Here is a 17,377-nt window from a genome sequence, read left to right as displayed (position 1 = left end):
AAAACAAATTTTAATTATGAAAAACACATATAAATCAATATTAGTACTATTTGTCGGTATTCTTCTTTTCTCTTGCGATAGTCGTAAAGATGAGGATGCAGAGCCAATAGGATCCACAGAATTTTTACCAGAAGCCACCGTGACGGCAGATGTTTCTGAAGGTCAAATAGAGCAAGGTTCAATGATTACTTACGTAATTGAATTAGATAAGCCCTTTGCATACCCTACTCAGTTTAAAGCTACCTTAGCGGAAGGCAGTTCAGAAGGGATTAGAGTTGGACAAGACGTAGTATTAGGAACGACGAAAATTGCAGCCTATACTACTTCTACTGAAATTACAGTTAGTTTTCCTGATGATGGTTTTCCTCAAGAAACGTTGACGGCTAAAATTATTATTGAGCCTACGAATGCCACCAATGCAGCTAACTTAGAGAATGATCTTTCAACTAAAGTTTACACTTACGAATTATTAAATGTAAACAGTAATGAAGGTTTGACTGTTGGTATGAACTGGAATGAAGACCAAGCAACAGATATCGATGTTGTTGCCTATGACTCTGAAGGTTCTGAGCATTCTTTCGTAGCTACTGGAGATGTTCCTGAAGTTGAAGTACTTATTTTAAATACAGATGCTGATGGTACTTACTACGTAGGTATTGATCCTTACGAGTTAATTGAAGAGCAATTTGAATTTAACTTTGGGTTACATAAACCAAATGGAGAAACTGTTAGCTTTGAAGGAGTATTTGATAATGAAAACTTAGAGCAGTACACAGCAGATGTATCTCCTAGTTTAGAAACAGATACTTACAGGCTTTTAAAGATTGTTAAAACTGGAAGTGATTATACCATTAGTCAACTACCATAAGTTTTATATAGTCTAAGACTTTATGAAAACCACCTCCTAAAAGAGGTGGTTTTTTTATTATATATTGTTATTAAAGGCTGCTTTTTTTATTACTTTTGGAGCATGAGTGATTCAAAAATTTTCGGGCTTCATGCGGTCAAAGAAGCATTAGAAACCCAACAAGATATCGATAAGCTGTTTATTCAAAAAGCCATCTCCAGTGCTGGTATAAAAGAAATTGAACACGCTGCTAAAACTGCTAACATTCAGATTTCTTATGTGCCCTTAGAGAAGTTAAACAAACTTTCCAAAAATGGAAATCATCAAGGTGTTATTGCAAGTTGCTCTCCCATTCCTATCTTAGACATAGAAAACTTGGTAGAGAATGCTTTTAAAAGCACCCCTACTCCTATCTTTATTCTGTTAGACCAAATAAGCGATGTAAGAAATCTAGGAGCCATTATTAGAACTGCAGAAGCTATTGGAGCGCAAGGAATCATTCTTCCTAAACAAGGTACTGCTTCTATTAACGAACAAACCGTAAAAACTTCTACGGGAGCCATTTTTAATATCCCTATTTGTAAAGTAGACCATTTAAAAGATGCTTTGTTTTTCTTGAAATCCTATGACGTAAAAAGCATAGCCGCAACAGAGAAAACAGATCAACTCGTCTATGATATTGATTTAAATTTTCCTCTTGCTTTAATTATGGGAAGTGAAGGAAAAGGAGTCACTTCTGGAATCCTTAAAATGGTAGACTACAAAGCCAAATTACCCATGTTAGGCTCTACTTCCTCTCTTAATGTATCTGTAGCTTGTGGTGCAATCTTATACGAAATTGTAAGACAACGTTTGTAATACCTTTAACTCATTGTTCCTTGATGAAGAACTTAAACCCTGCCTTTGCCAGCAAGTAGGTTCATCCTGTCCGTTTCACACGCGGTTTTAGAATCAATGTGTAAGATATAGGAATTAGGAAAGAATAAGATTGGTCATTCAAGGTGCCGCTTCGGGGTGAGTAATCTCCTGTTAAAACACAAAAATAACTGTCATTCAGACTGAAGCACAACGAAAGGAAGAATCTCATGGTAGCGTATAAAATTCAATCAGAAAAAATATTTCCAGTTAATAAAATTTCTTCTACTTCGGAATAACAGTTTTCAGTGTGAGTATTCAGTAGTGATTAGTGAGAAAATCAAATTAAAAATGAACTCGAAGCTGAAGTTGAAGATTCAGTGTTAGAGGTGAGAAAAAATGAACTGAAGTCGAATTTGAAGCTGAAATTAACAAAATAACTGGCATTAAGAGTGAAAGCAATGAAGTCCCGCCTGCCACCTATTAAATAATGAAGAGCGGGCAAGGAAGCATCTTATCTTCGTTTTTTTAATCATATAGGAGAGTCTTAGCTTAATAATTAAAATTCCTCGTTGGAATAACAATAAAGCTAAAAGAACCCCTATTCTTTAGGAGTACCGTAAGTATGGTCAGATTTCCAATCGTAGTCTATGCTATGGGTTCTAGATGAATTTTCATGCTCATTCAAGGTTTCATTCTCCTCCTCTTCTTCTTTATAAAGTTCTGAGGACGGAACAAAGTTTCCGTTTTCATCAAAATGCTTCATAAACTCGTCATCCTTCTCATTATAGGAGGGTTTTTCCCAAGCATAAGAAGTGATAGGAATAGCACTTTTTTTATAAATAAAGGCTAAAACAATTCCGATAAGAAAACCAGAAAGATGACCTTCCCAACTAATGCCTTCTTCTCCAGGAAGTACTCCCCAAATTAAACTTCCGTAGAGAAAAACAACAATTAATGATAGCGCAATCAGCCTATAGTGCTTGGACCAGATTCCTTTAAAAAATAAAAAACTAGAGACAAGGTAAACAATTCCGCTGGCACCAATATGTACACTTCCCTTATCTGCAATCAACCAAGTTAAAAGACCGGTGAATAATGCGCCCCATAAAATCACTTTTAAGGCAATAGGTTTATAGAAATACAACAAGGCCATTAATAATACCAATAGCGGAATACTGTTGCTGTACAAGTGATCTATACTACCGTGAATAAACGGACTAAAGAAAATACCTCTAAGCCCCATTAAAGATTGGGGTTGCACGCCCAAATAAGTTAAGTTGACATGAAAACGAATCTCTACCCAATAAATAATCCACAAAAGAAGCACACTAAACAGCGGAACTGCTATCGTAAACAAAGAAAACTCTAAGGGATGCCTTTTTCGCATGGATGAAATTTAAAATTATGTAAACAAAACTTTAACCAAACTTGTTGGAGGTGTAAAATTGTCAGCGTTATTCTTATTTGTATTTTTGTAAAATGAATCGACCTTTAGCAGAACGTTTACGTCCAAAAAGTCTAGAAGACTACATTAGCCAAAAGCACCTTGTTGGAGACAAAGGCTCGTTAAGAAACCAGATAGAAAAGGGAATCTTACCTTCTCTTATCCTATGGGGGCCTCCTGGCGTAGGAAAAACTACTTTAGCTAATATTGTTGCTGAGACTACCGATAGACCCTTCTACACGTTGAGCGCAATTAGTAGCGGAGTAAAAGACGTGCGAGAAGTGATTCAAAAAGCAAAAAAGCAGGATGGTTTGTTCACGACAAAAAACCCGATTCTCTTTATTGATGAGATCCATCGATTTAGTAAATCTCAACAAGATTCGCTTTTAGGAGCTGTAGAAAAAGGTTATGTCACCTTAATTGGTGCGACCACAGAAAATCCTAGTTTTGAGGTCATCCCTGCCCTTCTCTCCCGTTGCCAAGTTTATGTACTCAACTCCTTCACAAAAGAAGACCTGATTGAGCTTTTAGAGAGAGCTATAAAAAAAGACAAGCTTTTAAGTTCTAAAAAAATTGAGTTGAAAGAAACCGAAGCCTTATTAAGAGCTAGTGGTGGTGATGCAAGAAAATTATTAAATATTTTTGAGCTTATTGTCAATTCTGAAGGGAAAGATGAAATTGTTCTTACCAACAAAATGGTAGAGGATAAAATTCAGCAGAATGTAGTACGCTATGACAAAACGGGAGAACAGCATTATGACATAATTTCTGCGTTTATCAAATCTATCCGCGGAAGCGATCCTAATGCGGCAGTATACTGGTTGGCAAGAATGATTGAAGGAGGCGAAGATGTTAAATTTATTGCGCGACGTTTAGTGATTTCTGCTAGTGAAGACATAGGCATTGCGAATCCAACCGCTCTAATTATGGCGAATAATACCTTTCAAGCGGTAACAACAGTAGGTTTCCCCGAAGCGCGGATTATCTTGAGCCAATGTGTGGTTTATTTGGCGACATCAGCAAAAAGCAACGCCAGTTATATGGCAATTAATAAAGCACAACAACTGGTAAAACAAACAGGGGATCTACCTATTCCCTTTGCGTTAAGAAATGCGCCCACCAAGCTTATGAAGGAGCTAGGTTACGGCGACAATTACAAATACGCTCATGATTATGAGAATAATTTTGTTGATTCAGAATTTTTACCTAAAGAAATTGCGGGAACCAAACTTTATGATCCTGGAGATAATAAGCGCGAACAAATTAATAGAGACTTTCTAAAAAATCGTTGGAAGAGCAAGTACAACTATTAAGCTTGTTTTTTAAAGATAGCCTGGTCTAGTTTTCCTGTTTCCTTATTAAAATATTCCACTTGCAAATCACCATTTTCTAGGATAATTAAAGATCCATTTAAGCGCTCAGAATTATAAAGTATGCTTCCGTTAGAAGTCTGATTAATAAAAGCTTCTTTACTTCCATATTCATCCATCAAAAGGTATCCCGCTTCTATTTTAGTTAATATAAATACTTCATTCCGAAAATGAAAAGATTTCCCTATTAGTTTCTTTAGGGAGGTTACAACGACAGATTGATTTGTGGCAGCAGTTTTTCTCTCTAATTGTCCTTTGTTTTGTTGCTTATTCATCTGAAGGTTTTCATTCGTATTGCCATTATACGCATAATGCAATCCTTTAAAAGAATCGAATGTATTAATAAGTGCCTCCTTATAACCTTCCTCTATTTTTTTCTTTTTACTTTTTCCTTCTCTACTTTCAAAAACCACATTACCAAAACAATCTTTTAATTTTAAAATCAATTTAGTATTAAAAGAAAAATAACTTGAGTTTACATTCTCAACATCAGCGTATAGCGCCAAACATTGATTAAAAATCAAATCTTTAGGAAACTTTTCCACTTCCATAAAAGTGATGAAGCCTTCTTGTTTTAATAAGAATTTGGTGGTTGTGTTTAATAGGTACTGATTATCTTCTTGAGATAATTTATATTGCATGGGAATCACCACATATTTAAAGTCATCTATGGTTTTCATGGTTTGGGAAAAACCGTTCCAACCAAATAGGGACAGTACACATAATATTACAATTTTGTTATTCATTGGGACTAAGTTAATAAAGTTTCTAATTCTTTTAATGTTTTAATTTTATAACCATGATGGCTTATTTTATCTTCAGGATCAAACAAAATGCTTTCCAAACCTGCGCGATTGGCACCTTTAATATCTGCTTCTAGATTATCACCTACCATCAAACTTTTACTAGAATGTACTTTTGCATCTGCCAAGGCTTTTTCAAATATTAGTGGATTTGGTTTCTTTACCCCCACATCTTCTGAAGTGATGACTGTATTAAAATAATGATCAATCTTAGAATTTTTCAATTTTAAATGTTGCACTTCTTTAAATCCATTGGTAATGATATGCAATTTGTAGATAGAACTTAGTCTATCTAAGACTTCATGTGTATCATCGAACAAAAAATTATACTCTGATAAATGCATTACGTAATCTTCTGAAAGCTGATGAATCACCTCATCTTCTATTTTATAATCTATTTTCATAAAAGATTCCTGCAAGCGATTGTACTTCAAATCCTCTTTTAATACTTTGTCTTCAGAGAAAAGTCTCCAATACAATCTATTAATGGGAATATAGGAATCCAAAAATTGGTCCAAATTTACCTTTAGCTTATTTTTAAAAAAAATCTTTTGAAACGTAAGGGCAGAGTTTTTTTCGAAATCCCATAAAGTATGGTCCAAGTCAAAAAAAATATCTGTAATTCTATTTTTCATTAAGGTAAGTTATCAAGTTCAAGTACTTTCTTTCTTTGTTCCAATCATCAAAATCTTTGTTATTCATCAAGATATTCAGGGAACCGCCTACTTTTTCTACATCCTCTTTAATTTTTTCCAATTGAGTTTTTAATTCAAAAAAAGTATGATGTTTAATACAATTGCTATTAAAAACAACTGGTTCTAACACCAAGGGAGAAATTCTTTCAAAATTTATATCATAATATAAAAAAGAAGTACACGTTCCCGCTCTAAAACCTACGGCTTCAGCGTAGCTCATAGAAAAATCTTGTTCTATTTCGAGTTTGTCAAAGTTATTATATAACGTGGGTAAATTTAAGTCAAAATTATAGCTTCCCACAAAACTCAAAGGTCGGTTTACGATAGACTCCCATCTTTTTTTCTCTAATTTCAACGTGGCAAAACTATACAAAGCTTCATAACCCGGTAGCAAACCTATTTCTCCATAATCACCCATAGATTTAATGAGGGTATGGTATTTAATCTTGTTATAACTTACATTTTTACTATTGATGGAGTAATTACTTAACTGAAACAAGAAATGCCATTTGTAATGATTTTGTTTTGATTCTTTCACTAAACCATCATAAATATCGTAAGGATCTTTAGTGATAAAAAACAAGACTTTAAATCGTTCAATAAGATCACTCACATCCAATTTAAAGAAATCTCTAAGACTAGCGCCTATACTTCTTACTAAACCCTTTTTTCTATATTTATAGGCTTCAGATACTGCTAAAACATTTTTATTTTGAAACTTTCGCTTTACGGAATTGTCTTTAGAAAAGCGTTCACATAACAAGGTATTAAATTTATAGGCCCATAAATCTACTACCGGTTGCTCCAAAAAATCATGCTTATATCCAATACTCTCTTCAAAGGGATATCTCCCAAAATCATCTTTTACATGAGGTAAGTATTCTTCATACCTGCTAAGCAAATAGAAGCTAGCCGAAAAAATATCATAAGGAATATCACTGCGCTCTGAAACTTTAAAAAAACAAGTGGTCTTGTCCCAAGAATAAAACTTTAAATCGACATCACTAAAACCTTGCTCATTCAAGAGACCTGCTTCCTGAATAAAAAACTCATTTCCCATTTTTTGTTTCCCATACGAAAGCTTCATGCCTTCGTGGGCCACAAATTCTTCAATTTTTGAAGTAAAGCCTATCTCATATCCTAAGATATTTGCGCATACTTGTTTAAAAGTATAATTAATTCTGGGCGTAAGTGTTTTAACGTAAATTAATAACATAAGCTACAGTAGTCCTTCATTGGCAAAGCTAAAATAAGATTTTTGAGTGACTATAAGATGGTCTAATACTTTTATATCTAAACTTTCACCTGCAATTTTTAGCTTTTGCGTTAGTTGCTTATCGGCGGTGCTGGGCTGGAGTGTTCCCGAGGGATGATTATGCGCTAAAATAATGGCCGTTGCGCCTATCTCTAAGGCGCCTTTAAAAGCCAAACGCACATCCACAATTGTGCCTGTAATTCCCCCTTTACTCAGTTGTAATTTTTGCAATATTTTATTGGAATTGTTTAAGTACAAAATCCAAAATTCTTCGTGATCTAAATCTCCAATAATGGGTTGCAGTACTTCGTAAACCGAATCGCTAGAAGTGACTTTCTTTCGCTGTAAAGCTTCTTCCCCCCTTCGCCTTCTTCCCAATTCTAGGGCTGCAACAATAGAAATCGCTTTGGCCTCCCCTATGCCTTTAAATTTCATTAATTGCTTTACGGAAACCTTCCCGAGTTGATTCAAGTTATTTTCTGAAGCTTGTAAAATACGTTTAGACAACTCCACCGCGCTTTCTTGCCGGTTCCCCGAACCTATTAAAATAGCAATCAATTCGGCGTCGCTTAAAGCCGTTTTCCCTTTTAGTAAGAGCTTCTCCCGAGGGCGATCTCCTTCTGCCCATTGCTTAATCGAAAAAGATTTTTTGTATTCTTCCATTTCTAAAGATAAGCACAAAAAAATAAAATACTATCCGTTGATGAGTTAATATAATTATTTAACGCTCAGAGCAATAGAAGAAATGTAAAAAGCCGTTAATAATTAAAAAAAAACTTACTTTTATAAAAAGAATTTTTATGAAGTCACTATTCGACGAAGAAACTTACTTAGAAATTAAGGAACGGTTGGAAACTATTTCTGAAAATTCTGAAAAACAATGGGGTAAAATGGAGGTGGCACAAATGTTTTATCATTGCCAGAAACCACTTTTAGTGGGGCTACAGAAAGAGAAACTAGCAAAGCCTAATTTTCTTTTTAAGATAGCGAGCAAACTGATAAAACCCATGTTTTATAACGATAAGGTTTGGAAACACGGACTTCCTACTGCTAAGGAACTTAAAGTAACTTCTTCTAAAGATTTTGATCTGGAAAAAGAAAAACTAGCTGCTCTCGTAAAAGAGTTTCATCAAAAGAAAAACCAAGAAGTATGGGAACCTCATCCTGTCTTTGGAGTCTTTACCAAAGAGCAATGGGGGAAAATGCAATACAAACACCTCAACCATCACCTGACCCAATTTGGAGTTTAATCTAATCTAAAAACCCATCTATAGTATCAAAATCTAAACCTCCATAATTTCCGCTACTCATCAATAATAAGGTAGTGTTCTTATAGTCTTGATTTTTAAGATACTCTTGAAAGGATTGCGGATTCGTATAAATTTTTAAGTTAGGATGTTGAAAAGCAGCTTCTATATCTTTTGCGTCAACCTCTTCCAATTTTTTAATCGCTACCGCTTCGGGAGAGTAAAAAACAACCGCTTCATCTGCTTCATCTAGCGTATTTTTATAATGTTTTAAAAACTCGGCATTTAAACTGCTATAGGTATGTAATTCTAAACAAGCTATCAATTTTCTTTTCGGAAATTGTTCTTTCACCGCCTGTGTGGTGGCTACTACTTTTGACGGACTGTGCGCAAAATCTTTATAAACGGTGGTAGACTTGGTTTCTGCTATTTTTTCTAATCGCTTAGAAGCTCCTTTAAAAGTACTTATTGCCTCATAGAATCCTTCTTCATCAACTCCCATATGCTGACACACCCATTTGGCGCCGGCAAGATTGTTTAAATTGTGTTTTCCAAAAACTTCTATGGGCATATCCCCTTCTGGAGTGACCAAATAGGTTTCTCCATCTTCAATAAAATACTCTGGCGTTTGGTAGGGATGCTTTCGGGTGGGTTTGGTTGCATTTTCAGCAACTTCTGCCACTATGGGATCTTCTTCGTTGTAGACTAACATGCTTCCGTTGATCATGGTATCTACAAAAACCTGAAACTGTTCTTTATAGTTTTCAAACGTAGGAAATACATTAATGTGATCCCAAGCAATTCCGCTAAGCAAAGCAATATTGGCCTTATATAAATGAAATTTAGGACGTCTATCTATGGCAGAAGACAAATATTCATCGCCTTCCAACAGCATAAAATCATTCTCTTTGGTAAGGTGAACCATGGTATCAAAACCGTCTAGCTGGGCGCCAACCATAAAATCTACTTCGAGATTGTGGTAATGCAACACATGCAAAATCATCGAAGTAATAGTGGTTTTACCGTGAGAACCGCCAATGACTACTCGGGTTTTTTCTTTGCTATGTTCGTAAAGAAACTCTGGATAAGAATATATTTTTAAACCGAGTTCCTGCGCTTTCAACAGTTCGGGATTATCAGGTTTTGCGTGCATTCCCAGAATAACCGCATCTAATTCTGAAGTGATTTTGTTGGAAAACCATCCCATTTCTTCTGGTAGTAAATCATACTTTTTAAGTCTGCTTTTTGAGGGTTCAAAAATCGCATCATCACTTCCTGAAACGGTTTCGCCTTTATGGTGAAGCGCCAATGCTAAATTGTGCATCGCACTTCCTCCTATGGCTATAAAATGTACACGCATAGTTGTTGTTTAAGCAATTAAAAGACAGTAGGTAAATATACTTCGTAGATAAATTTTGAGTCGTAAAAAATAGGTTTCGACTCCCCGCCAGAATAACTCTTTCAGGCTGGCGCTCAACCTGAAAAATTCGATAAAAATTATCTATCAAAATAACTACCAATCTCTATAAAAAAGTAAAGATATAAAATTTGAAAGTTTTCTTAGGAATAGAATTAGTTTTTAGTCCAATTATGAGCAGGATGTTTTTCCTGGGCTTCTTTTCTTAACTGTTGCGCTTCTTCTTGCTGGTCTAGCTTTTCTTCATAAAGCTGAATCAACTCTTTATAACAGGTCACTGAGCCTCCAATCTCAAGTGCTTTTTTATAATAATTCTGGGCTGCTTTATAATCCTCATCTTCGTTGGCTACATAGCCTTTTGAGAGCCAGCCGTCTACCGGACTAATCTTAAGCAGCTGGTCTGTATATTCATAAGAAGTAGCGGTACTGCCGCCCAAAATACCGGGCAATTGCATATAAAGTTTGGTAAGCGCCCATCGAGCTTCAATATGTTTTGAATCTAGCTCTGCAGCTTTCTTTAAATAAAATTTAATATCTGAAATGTAAAACGCAGCTTGCATTTTACTTAGAGTCAGCGCTTTCATTCCCAAAGCTCCCCCGTACTTAAAATTATAGATAGCGCTTTGCCGAAAAGTTCCTACAAGTTCTTCATAAACCTCAACTGCTTCGTCCTATTTTTCTTGTTGAGCATAGATGTCGCCTATATATTCTTGAGCTTTCCAGTAATTATCGTCTTCTTCTGAAACTTTTTTAAAATCTAATAAAGCTTCCGTAAAGCTTTCTTCCTCCATACTCATTACACCCTGACTGAAAGAGTTTTGCGCATTCAAAGTAAATGAAATTAGACTCAAAAAAACAAAAATATACCGCATAAAAATGGAAGTTGACATGCTATAACGCAGTTTCGCTTTCTACAAGCTGCAAGATAGAATTATAATTTTTATATCTTTAGAGAAAACACTTTAGAATGCTCAAAAAACTACTCCTTCTTTCTCTCGTCTTATTCATTTCGTCGACTGTTTTTGCTCAGAAAAAATTTGACCGATGGTGGGACAAAGTAGAACAGGATGAAAGAGCAGGCTTATTTATGGATGCTTATGAAAAAGCGGAGAAGATCTTAAAGAAGGCTGACAGAAAAGATAATCCGCATCAGTTTATAAAGGCCTTTTTATATGTTGAAAAATTTAAACTGCTTTTAAAAGACAATAGTCTAGAGGAGGTGCATCAAGATTTTGTGGAGGAAATAGGCAAACAGTCTTTTCCTGTAAAGAACATTTTATCTTCTTATCTAGCCGAAAGCTTAACGCAATATTACAACCAACATCGCTACCGCATACGAAATCGCACCAAGATTGATAGTATAAAGAGCGCTTTCACCACTTGGGATCAAGAAACTTTTCAAGAAAATATTGATGCTTATTATGAGTTATCTTTAACGCATAAAGATGAGCTCATAAAAATTCCGCTAAGCGACTATAAAGAAATTCTTTCTTATGGAGATAATTATGGTCGTTATAGAAGTAGCCTCTTAGACCTTTTAGCATTTCGGTATCTTAAAGCTATAGAACCAAGACAATCTTACAGTCTTTCTAAAAACAGTTTTCTTTTGGATGAAGCTAATTTCTTTAGTCTTCCCCAAAAATTTAGTCAACTTACTATCAAGCCAGAGAATACCTCTTCCAAACGCTATAAAACCCTAAAAATCTATCAAGCCTTAACGCAGGCTCACGTAAAAGAAAATAATAGTCTTTCGGTTTGTATTATTACTTTAGACCGATTCAAGTTCTTGGCAGAACATGGAAATTACGAAGATAACCAAGCAGAATACCTAAAAGCGTTGAAAAGCTTTTTAGCAAATACCACTTCAGCAAAAGAAAAAGCATGGATTGCCTATCATCTTGCCAAATTTTATATTGAAAACGCCAATAAAGCAAAACATCCCGATTATCCAGAAAAGGCATTAGAGCAGACTGAATACGTTCTTTCCTTAGACGCCAACACCATTCCTGAACGAGAAGTCTTAAAACTAAAAAAGAAAATTTATTCCAGCACATTTTCCGTAGAGACACAAGAGAGCCCTTTACCTAATCGGCCGATTTTAACACAGGTTACCACCAAAAACATCGACACGTTATATGTTTCAGTATACAAGGCTCCCGTAAATTTTTATACTTATAAAAAAAGAAATGCTCTTGTTACTAAAACGTTAGAAACTGCTGAAGCTATACATCAAGAAATCTTCAATCTTCAAAACCCAGATCCATTTTATGCTTACAGTACAGAATTTCTATCTAGGTCTTTAGAACCCGGACAGTACATACGTCTTTTTAGCACTAAAAAAAATCCAGATTTGGATACTGATATGTATCTATATCATATGATATATGTTACCGATTTAACCTACAACTTGTATGATTATGATAGAGAGCAGCATTTGTATGTACAGAGCAGAGAAACAGGATTATCTGTTCCTAAAACGCAAGTAAACTTGCAGAATAAGGAAAATTATGTTACCAATGAAGAAGGTTTTGTAATCTTAAAAGGAGAAAATAAATACTATTCTGAAAATACTTTATTAATTAAGGAGAAAGACAGTTTAGCTACTGAAGTGAGGTTCTCTAAAAAACATAGAAGATCTAGCTCTAACGTTGGGAATATAAAATCCCATATTCTTACCGATCGCAGTATCTATCGACCCGGACAGCCTCTTTATTATAAAGTCATTCTTTCTTACGAAAATGACAACGAGAGAAAGGTGGTTCCCAACGAAAAGCTAACCCTCATTTTAACTGATCCTAATCACAATAGCGTACAAGAAATAGAGCTCACCACCAATGAATTTGGATCGGCAGCTGGAGAATTGATTATTCCCGATAATAATCTTACGGGAAGCTACCGGTTAATAGTAGACGAAGCTTTTGATGATGAATCTCTCACCAATCGCTCCAATTTTTACGAGCAATCCACCACGATAAGCGTGGAAGAATACAAGCGTCCTACTTTTGAAGTGGAGCTCCTAAAGTTAGATTCTACTTATGTTTTAAACGACTCCGTTTCACTAAAGGGAAAAGCCGCTGCTTTCTTTGGCGGTAATCTTAGTAACGCAAAAGTGAAGTATGAAATTAACCGCTCGTTAAATCGCAATCCGCTATATAGACAAAGCTCTAGGTATATTCCGGTAGAAAGCACAAGAATAGCTTCAGGAACGGTTTCTACGAACGAAAAAGGAGAGTTTGCGGTTGATTTTAAAGCGGTTCCAGATAGTCTGGTTGCTCGTAAGTTTAAGCCTGTATTTACCTATTCTATCACCGCTTCTATCACCGATATTAATGGGGAAACACAATTCCAGAAGAAGCAACTTAAGTTTGGTTATCACGCCGGGGAAATACAAATTACATCTCCGCGACAAGTTCAGCTGCAAGAAGACCAAAAACTGAGGCTCCTGGCAAAAGATTTTAATGATAAACCTATAAAAGTTTCGGGACAGCTGTTGGTGTATCAGTACCAAACACCTCAACGAATCATTCACAGACGTCCTTGGCCAACCCCAGAAATACAGCGCATTCCTAAAGAAAAATTCTTGCAACATTATCCTTATTTTGCTTACGATAGTCTAGATGTAAAAGCGCATTGGCAAAAAGAAATCGTCAAAACCATCGACCTTAATTTTGAAGACCGCATAGAACTCGATTACAAGGACTGGAAGAAAGAGCTTAGTTCTGGCGAATATTTACTTCAGTTTAAAGGAAAAGATGATGCAAGCGATAGCATTACTACTTCTCTAGCCCTTCAATTGCGAAATAAGAAAGATGAAGACAATTTAAAAAATACAGAATTTGTGACCTTCTCTTCTAAAGTGGAGAAGAAGACAAAAAAGAATCTTATTCAAGCTCATTTCTACACTCCAATAGAGGGTTTAAACATCCTTTTGGAAGTGAATTATTCTGAGAAGCTTCAGTTAAAAAAATACATTCAGCTTCAAAAGGGAGATAATATAATTCCTATAGAAGTTGCTAAAAACATAGAAAATGTGGGGTTGAGATACGCTTTTACTACTCAAGGAATTTCGCAGCAACAAACAAAATCTGTTTCTATTCCTAAAAAGAAAAAGAAGGAAAAGACACTTCAGTTTGAAGTAATGAGCTTTAAAAACAAATTGAAACCTGGAAACGAAGAAACTTGGGAGTTAAAAGTACTAGATCAAAAAAACAAAGCTGCTGAGGCAGAAGTGTTGGCTAGCATGTACGACGCTTCTCTAGATCAATTTAAAGCACACGATTGGAGTATTCAATTATACCAAGAAAGAAATAAAGATATTTATTATGCTTTTCCTCATCTAAAACAGCAGAATACGAATGTAAGTTATGAAGCCTATAACAGAAGAAGAAACTTTAGTTCGTTTCGCTTTCGATTTTTAGGTAAGTTGATTTCTACTAATTTAAAGCATTTTGGATATCATTTCATTCATACAGATACCTATCAAAAAATTTATGTTTCTTCTTTGATTGAAAAAAATATAACCCACGAAAATGTTGTTGTAGGCGTAGTCATAGATGACGAAGGCTTACCGCTTCCTGGTGTAAATATTATTGTTAAAGGAACTTCTAAGGGTACACAAACTGATTTTGATGGCAAATTTATAATAGATTATGCGCCAAAAATGACTCTGATCATTTCTTATGTAGGATTTGATACGCAGGCCATACAAGTAGATCAACCGCAAAAGTTAAATGTGGTGATGCTAGCAGGGCATGCGTTAGAAGAAGTTGTGGTTACTGCTTTAGGCATAAAAAGATCCAAAGATCAAATTACCAGTTCTTATGAGATCATAAATACTGAAGATTTAATGAATCCCAACAATCCAGATGTTGTTAGAGACTTAGCGGGTAAGATCTCTGGATTACAAATAAAATCTATTCCTGGTGGTGGTTCTCAAATTGTTTTAAGAGGAAGTCGTTCTGTTTCAGAAAGTAAATCTCCTCTCATTGTGATTGACGGAAAAATTGCAAGCGCAGAAGATTTAGAAAAACTAACTCCTGCTCAAATGAGTAGTTTAAATCTATTAAAAGGAAGTAACGGTGCAGCACTATATGGGTCACAAGGAGCTAACGGGGTCATGATTATTACTACAAAAGCTGCCGAAAAAGAGTTACAGCAAGTACAAACGCGTACCAACTTGCAAGAAACTGCTTTTTTCTTTCCGCAGTTAAAAACCAATAAGAAAGGGGAAATCAGCTTTAAGTTTAAAAGTCCGGAAGCCTTGACGCGTTGGAAGTTTCAGGCCTTTGCTCACGATAAAAATCTGCATCAGGCGAAGTTAGATTTAACCAGTATGACGCAAAAAGACCTCAACATACTTCCTAATTTCCCTCGTTTTTTTAGAAGCAAGGATAGTATTATTATTTCCGCCAAGGTGAATAATCTAGCCGATAAAAGCCTTAACGGAATTATTCAATTAGAATTCACCGATGAACTCACACAAGAGAAAATCCCGCTTATCGTGGATGCTTCTTCCGTAAAGAATTTTAGCATTCCTTCTAAAGGAAATACCGAAGTGAACTGGAAGCTAGCCATTCCTGAAGGATTATCTGCTGTACGTTATCGCATTGTCGCCAAAGCAGGAAATTTTTCTGATGGAGAAGAAAATGTGATTCCGGTGTTTACCAATCGCATATTTATCACCGAGAGTTTACCCATTTGGCTTAATCCCAAAGAAGCTAAGTCGTTTAGCTTAGAGAATCTTAAAAATAATAAGTCTTCTACTTTAGAAAATCACCAACTTATTTTTGAATATACCAGCAACCCTATTTGGACCGCTATTAAAGCGCTTCCTTACTTGGTAGAATATCCTTATGACTGTGCTGAACAAACTTTTGCACGTTTTTTCGCAAACAATCTCGCCGAATTTCTCCTCAAACAGAATCCTGAGATTGAATCGGTTTTAAAAGAATGGGAGAAAAATGGGAGCTTAATCTCTGAGCTTAACAAGAATGAAGAACTCAAAAATATTCTTATTCAAGAGACGCCGTGGTTAAAAACAGCGCAATCCCAAGAAGAGCAGCAAAAAAGAATTGCCGATTTACTCGAGGCTAAAAAAGCTAGTGAAAGAGCCCAAAAGACCTTGGTTAAACTAGAGCAGATGCAATTAGGCTCTGGTGCTTTTCCTTGGTTTACTGGAGGGAGAGAAAATCTTTCTATCTCCTTACACATTTTAATAAGTATGGAAAGGTTAGAAAAAATGAATCAGGGGCTTTCTGATTTATCCAAATACCAGCAGATTAAAAATAAGCTCATCACTTACCTCGATAATGAATTTTTAGAAATAGAGAGAGAACATTATTCTAATCTTCAGCTTAATTATCTTTATGCCCGAAGTTTTGATGCGCTGCAGTCCAAACCAGAAATAAAAAAGTATAGTGATGAATTACTAAAGCAGTACCAAGAGGAATGGCTGAGTTTATCCATACAATCTAAAGTTACACTTGCTTTGGTCGCACATCGTTTTCAAGATAAAAAGCTTGCGAAGAACATTCTGGAATCATTAAAACAAAATGCGGTCATCAATTCTAACTACGGCATGTATTGGAAGGAGTTAACTAAGAGTTATGCTTGGTTTAATGACGCCATTGCCACCCAAGCCTTAGCAATGGAAGCTTTTAATGAAATTGATAAGAGTGAAGAAAGCGTTCGTCAATTAAAAACATGGTTGTTGCGAAACAAAAAAACCGAAGCTTGGAAATCTACCAAAGCCACCACCGAAGCGATTTATGTACTCTTAACCTATGGTACAACTAAAGCTGAACCAGAATTTCCTAGCATTAAAATAGGAGATAAAAAAATTACTCCCAAGACTGCCGAAGCTAAAACAGGGTACTTTAAAACTTCTTTTTCTTCGGAAGAAATAACGCCTCAAATGGGACAAGTTGATATTAATAACAAATCTCAAACTGCTCAATACGGCGGACTATATTGGCAATATTTTGAAGAGTCAGATCAAATAAAAGAGCATCAACAAGAGCAAATTTCTATTCAGAAGAACTTGTATAAAAAAGTAGAAACCAATGAGGGAAGCTCCTTAGAGCCTATAAATGAACAAAATTTAAACTTAGGAGATATCGTAGTGGTTAGACTTGAAATCAACGCCAAAGAGTCCTTTAGCTTTATGCACTTAAAAGATATGCGCGCGGCAGGATTAGAGCCTGTAGATGTAATTTCAAAATATAAATACCAAGATGGATTGGCATTTTACCAAAGCACGAAAGATGTGGCTACCCACTTTTTCTTTGACAATCTAAGAAAGGGAACTTATGTGCTAGAATATAGCTTAAAAGTGAATAATAAAGGAGACTTCTCTAATGGAACAACTCAGCTTCAAAGTTTGTATGCACCAGAATTTTCGGTACAAACCAAAGGTACTCGCTTAGAGATTGAGTAATGAAGA

13 protein-coding genes are annotated in these 17,377 nt (G+C 35.5%); 5 read left to right on the top strand and 8 right to left on the bottom strand.

Annotation, left to right across the window (positions count from 1 at the left end):
• The first annotated feature begins 16 nt into the window (after nucleotides 1-16).
• Entirely contained in the window at nucleotides 17-868 is an 852-nt protein-coding gene (locus RBU60_RS00190) for a hypothetical protein (RefSeq protein WP_308862591.1), read from the top strand.
• Nucleotides 869-970: 102 nt separating this feature from the next.
• Nucleotides 971-1,705, top strand: a complete 735-nt coding sequence (gene rlmB / locus RBU60_RS00185) for a 23S rRNA (guanosine(2251)-2'-O)-methyltransferase RlmB (RefSeq protein ID WP_308862590.1) — start codon at nucleotides 971-973, stop codon at nucleotides 1,703-1,705.
• A 598-nt stretch (nucleotides 1,706-2,303) separates the two neighbouring features.
• Here rlmB and RBU60_RS00180 read toward each other — a convergent pair.
• Nucleotides 2,304-3,092 (bottom strand): rhomboid family intramembrane serine protease, encoded by a 789-nt coding sequence (locus tag RBU60_RS00180; protein ID WP_308862589.1) that lies wholly within the window; start codon nucleotides 3,090-3,092, stop codon nucleotides 2,304-2,306.
• Nucleotides 3,093-3,184: 92 nt separating this feature from the next.
• Here RBU60_RS00180 and RBU60_RS00175 point away from each other — a divergent pair, with 92 nt between their 5' ends.
• A complete protein-coding gene (locus RBU60_RS00175) occupies nucleotides 3,185-4,462 on the top strand; it encodes a replication-associated recombination protein A (protein ID WP_308862588.1) in 1,278 nt (425 codons plus the stop codon).
• Here the strand turns inward: RBU60_RS00175 and RBU60_RS00170 are convergent.
• The 4 genes from RBU60_RS00170 to radC all read right to left on the bottom strand — a co-directional run bounded on the left by RBU60_RS00170 (nucleotide 4,459) and on the right by radC (nucleotide 7,935).
• On the bottom strand, nucleotides 4,459-5,199 hold the full coding sequence (locus RBU60_RS00170) for a hypothetical protein (RefSeq protein WP_308862587.1): 741 nt from the start codon (nucleotides 5,197-5,199) through the stop codon (nucleotides 4,459-4,461). The two genes, RBU60_RS00175 and RBU60_RS00170, sit on opposite strands and share 4 nt — an antisense overlap.
• 71 nt (nucleotides 5,200-5,270) lie before the next feature.
• A complete protein-coding gene (locus tag RBU60_RS00165; protein WP_308862586.1) occupies nucleotides 5,271-5,957 on the bottom strand; it encodes a YjjG family noncanonical pyrimidine nucleotidase in 687 nt (228 codons plus the stop codon).
• The gene (locus RBU60_RS00160; RefSeq protein ID WP_308862585.1) at nucleotides 5,947-7,233 is read right to left on the bottom strand and encodes a DUF7033 domain-containing protein; all 1,287 of its coding nucleotides are present in this window, start codon (nucleotides 7,231-7,233) and stop codon (nucleotides 5,947-5,949) included. Before RBU60_RS00160 ends, RBU60_RS00165 begins: the two co-directional genes overlap by 11 nt.
• Nucleotides 7,234-7,236: 3 nt before the next feature.
• The gene (gene radC / locus RBU60_RS00155) at nucleotides 7,237-7,935 is read right to left on the bottom strand and encodes a RadC family protein (RefSeq protein ID WP_308862584.1); all 699 of its coding nucleotides are present in this window, start codon (nucleotides 7,933-7,935) and stop codon (nucleotides 7,237-7,239) included.
• Between the two features lie 137 nt (nucleotides 7,936-8,072).
• Between radC and RBU60_RS00150 the strand changes: the two genes are divergently transcribed.
• Complete coding sequence (locus RBU60_RS00150) at nucleotides 8,073-8,522, top strand: DUF1569 domain-containing protein (RefSeq protein ID WP_308862583.1); 450 nt, start codon at nucleotides 8,073-8,075, stop codon at nucleotides 8,520-8,522.
• Between the two features lies 1 nt (nucleotide 8,523).
• Here the strand turns inward: RBU60_RS00150 and RBU60_RS00145 are convergent, their stop codons facing one another.
• The 3 genes from RBU60_RS00145 to RBU60_RS00135 all read right to left on the bottom strand — a co-directional run bounded on the left by RBU60_RS00145 (nucleotide 8,524) and on the right by RBU60_RS00135 (nucleotide 10,766).
• Nucleotides 8,524-9,879: a UDP-N-acetylmuramate--L-alanine ligase gene (locus tag RBU60_RS00145; protein WP_308862582.1), complete on the bottom strand. Its 1,356-nt coding sequence runs from the start codon at nucleotides 9,877-9,879 to the stop codon at nucleotides 8,524-8,526.
• Between the two features lie 212 nt (nucleotides 9,880-10,091).
• Nucleotides 10,092-10,520, bottom strand: a complete 429-nt coding sequence (locus RBU60_RS00140) for a hypothetical protein (protein WP_308862581.1) — start codon at nucleotides 10,518-10,520, stop codon at nucleotides 10,092-10,094.
• Between the two features lie 87 nt (nucleotides 10,521-10,607).
• Nucleotides 10,608-10,766, bottom strand: coding sequence for a hypothetical protein (locus tag RBU60_RS00135; protein ID WP_308862580.1), 159 nt, complete (start codon nucleotides 10,764-10,766; stop codon nucleotides 10,608-10,610).
• Between the two features lie 137 nt (nucleotides 10,767-10,903).
• Here RBU60_RS00135 and RBU60_RS00130 point away from each other — a divergent pair, with 137 nt between their 5' ends.
• Nucleotides 10,904-17,371 carry an alpha-2-macroglobulin family protein gene (locus tag RBU60_RS00130; protein WP_308862579.1) on the top strand — a complete coding sequence of 2,156 codons (6,468 nt, stop codon included), beginning with the start codon at nucleotides 10,904-10,906 and terminating at the stop codon, nucleotides 17,369-17,371.
• The last annotated feature ends 6 nt before the right edge of the window (nucleotides 17,372-17,377 follow it).

This window comes from Mesonia profundi (assembly GCF_031085155.1).
GTDB classification, from domain to species: Bacteria; Bacteroidota; Bacteroidia; order Flavobacteriales; family Flavobacteriaceae; genus Mesonia; species Mesonia profundi.
The sequence above is the reverse complement of the archived record's forward strand: the minus strand, read 5'-3'. Positions and strand labels throughout refer to the sequence as shown.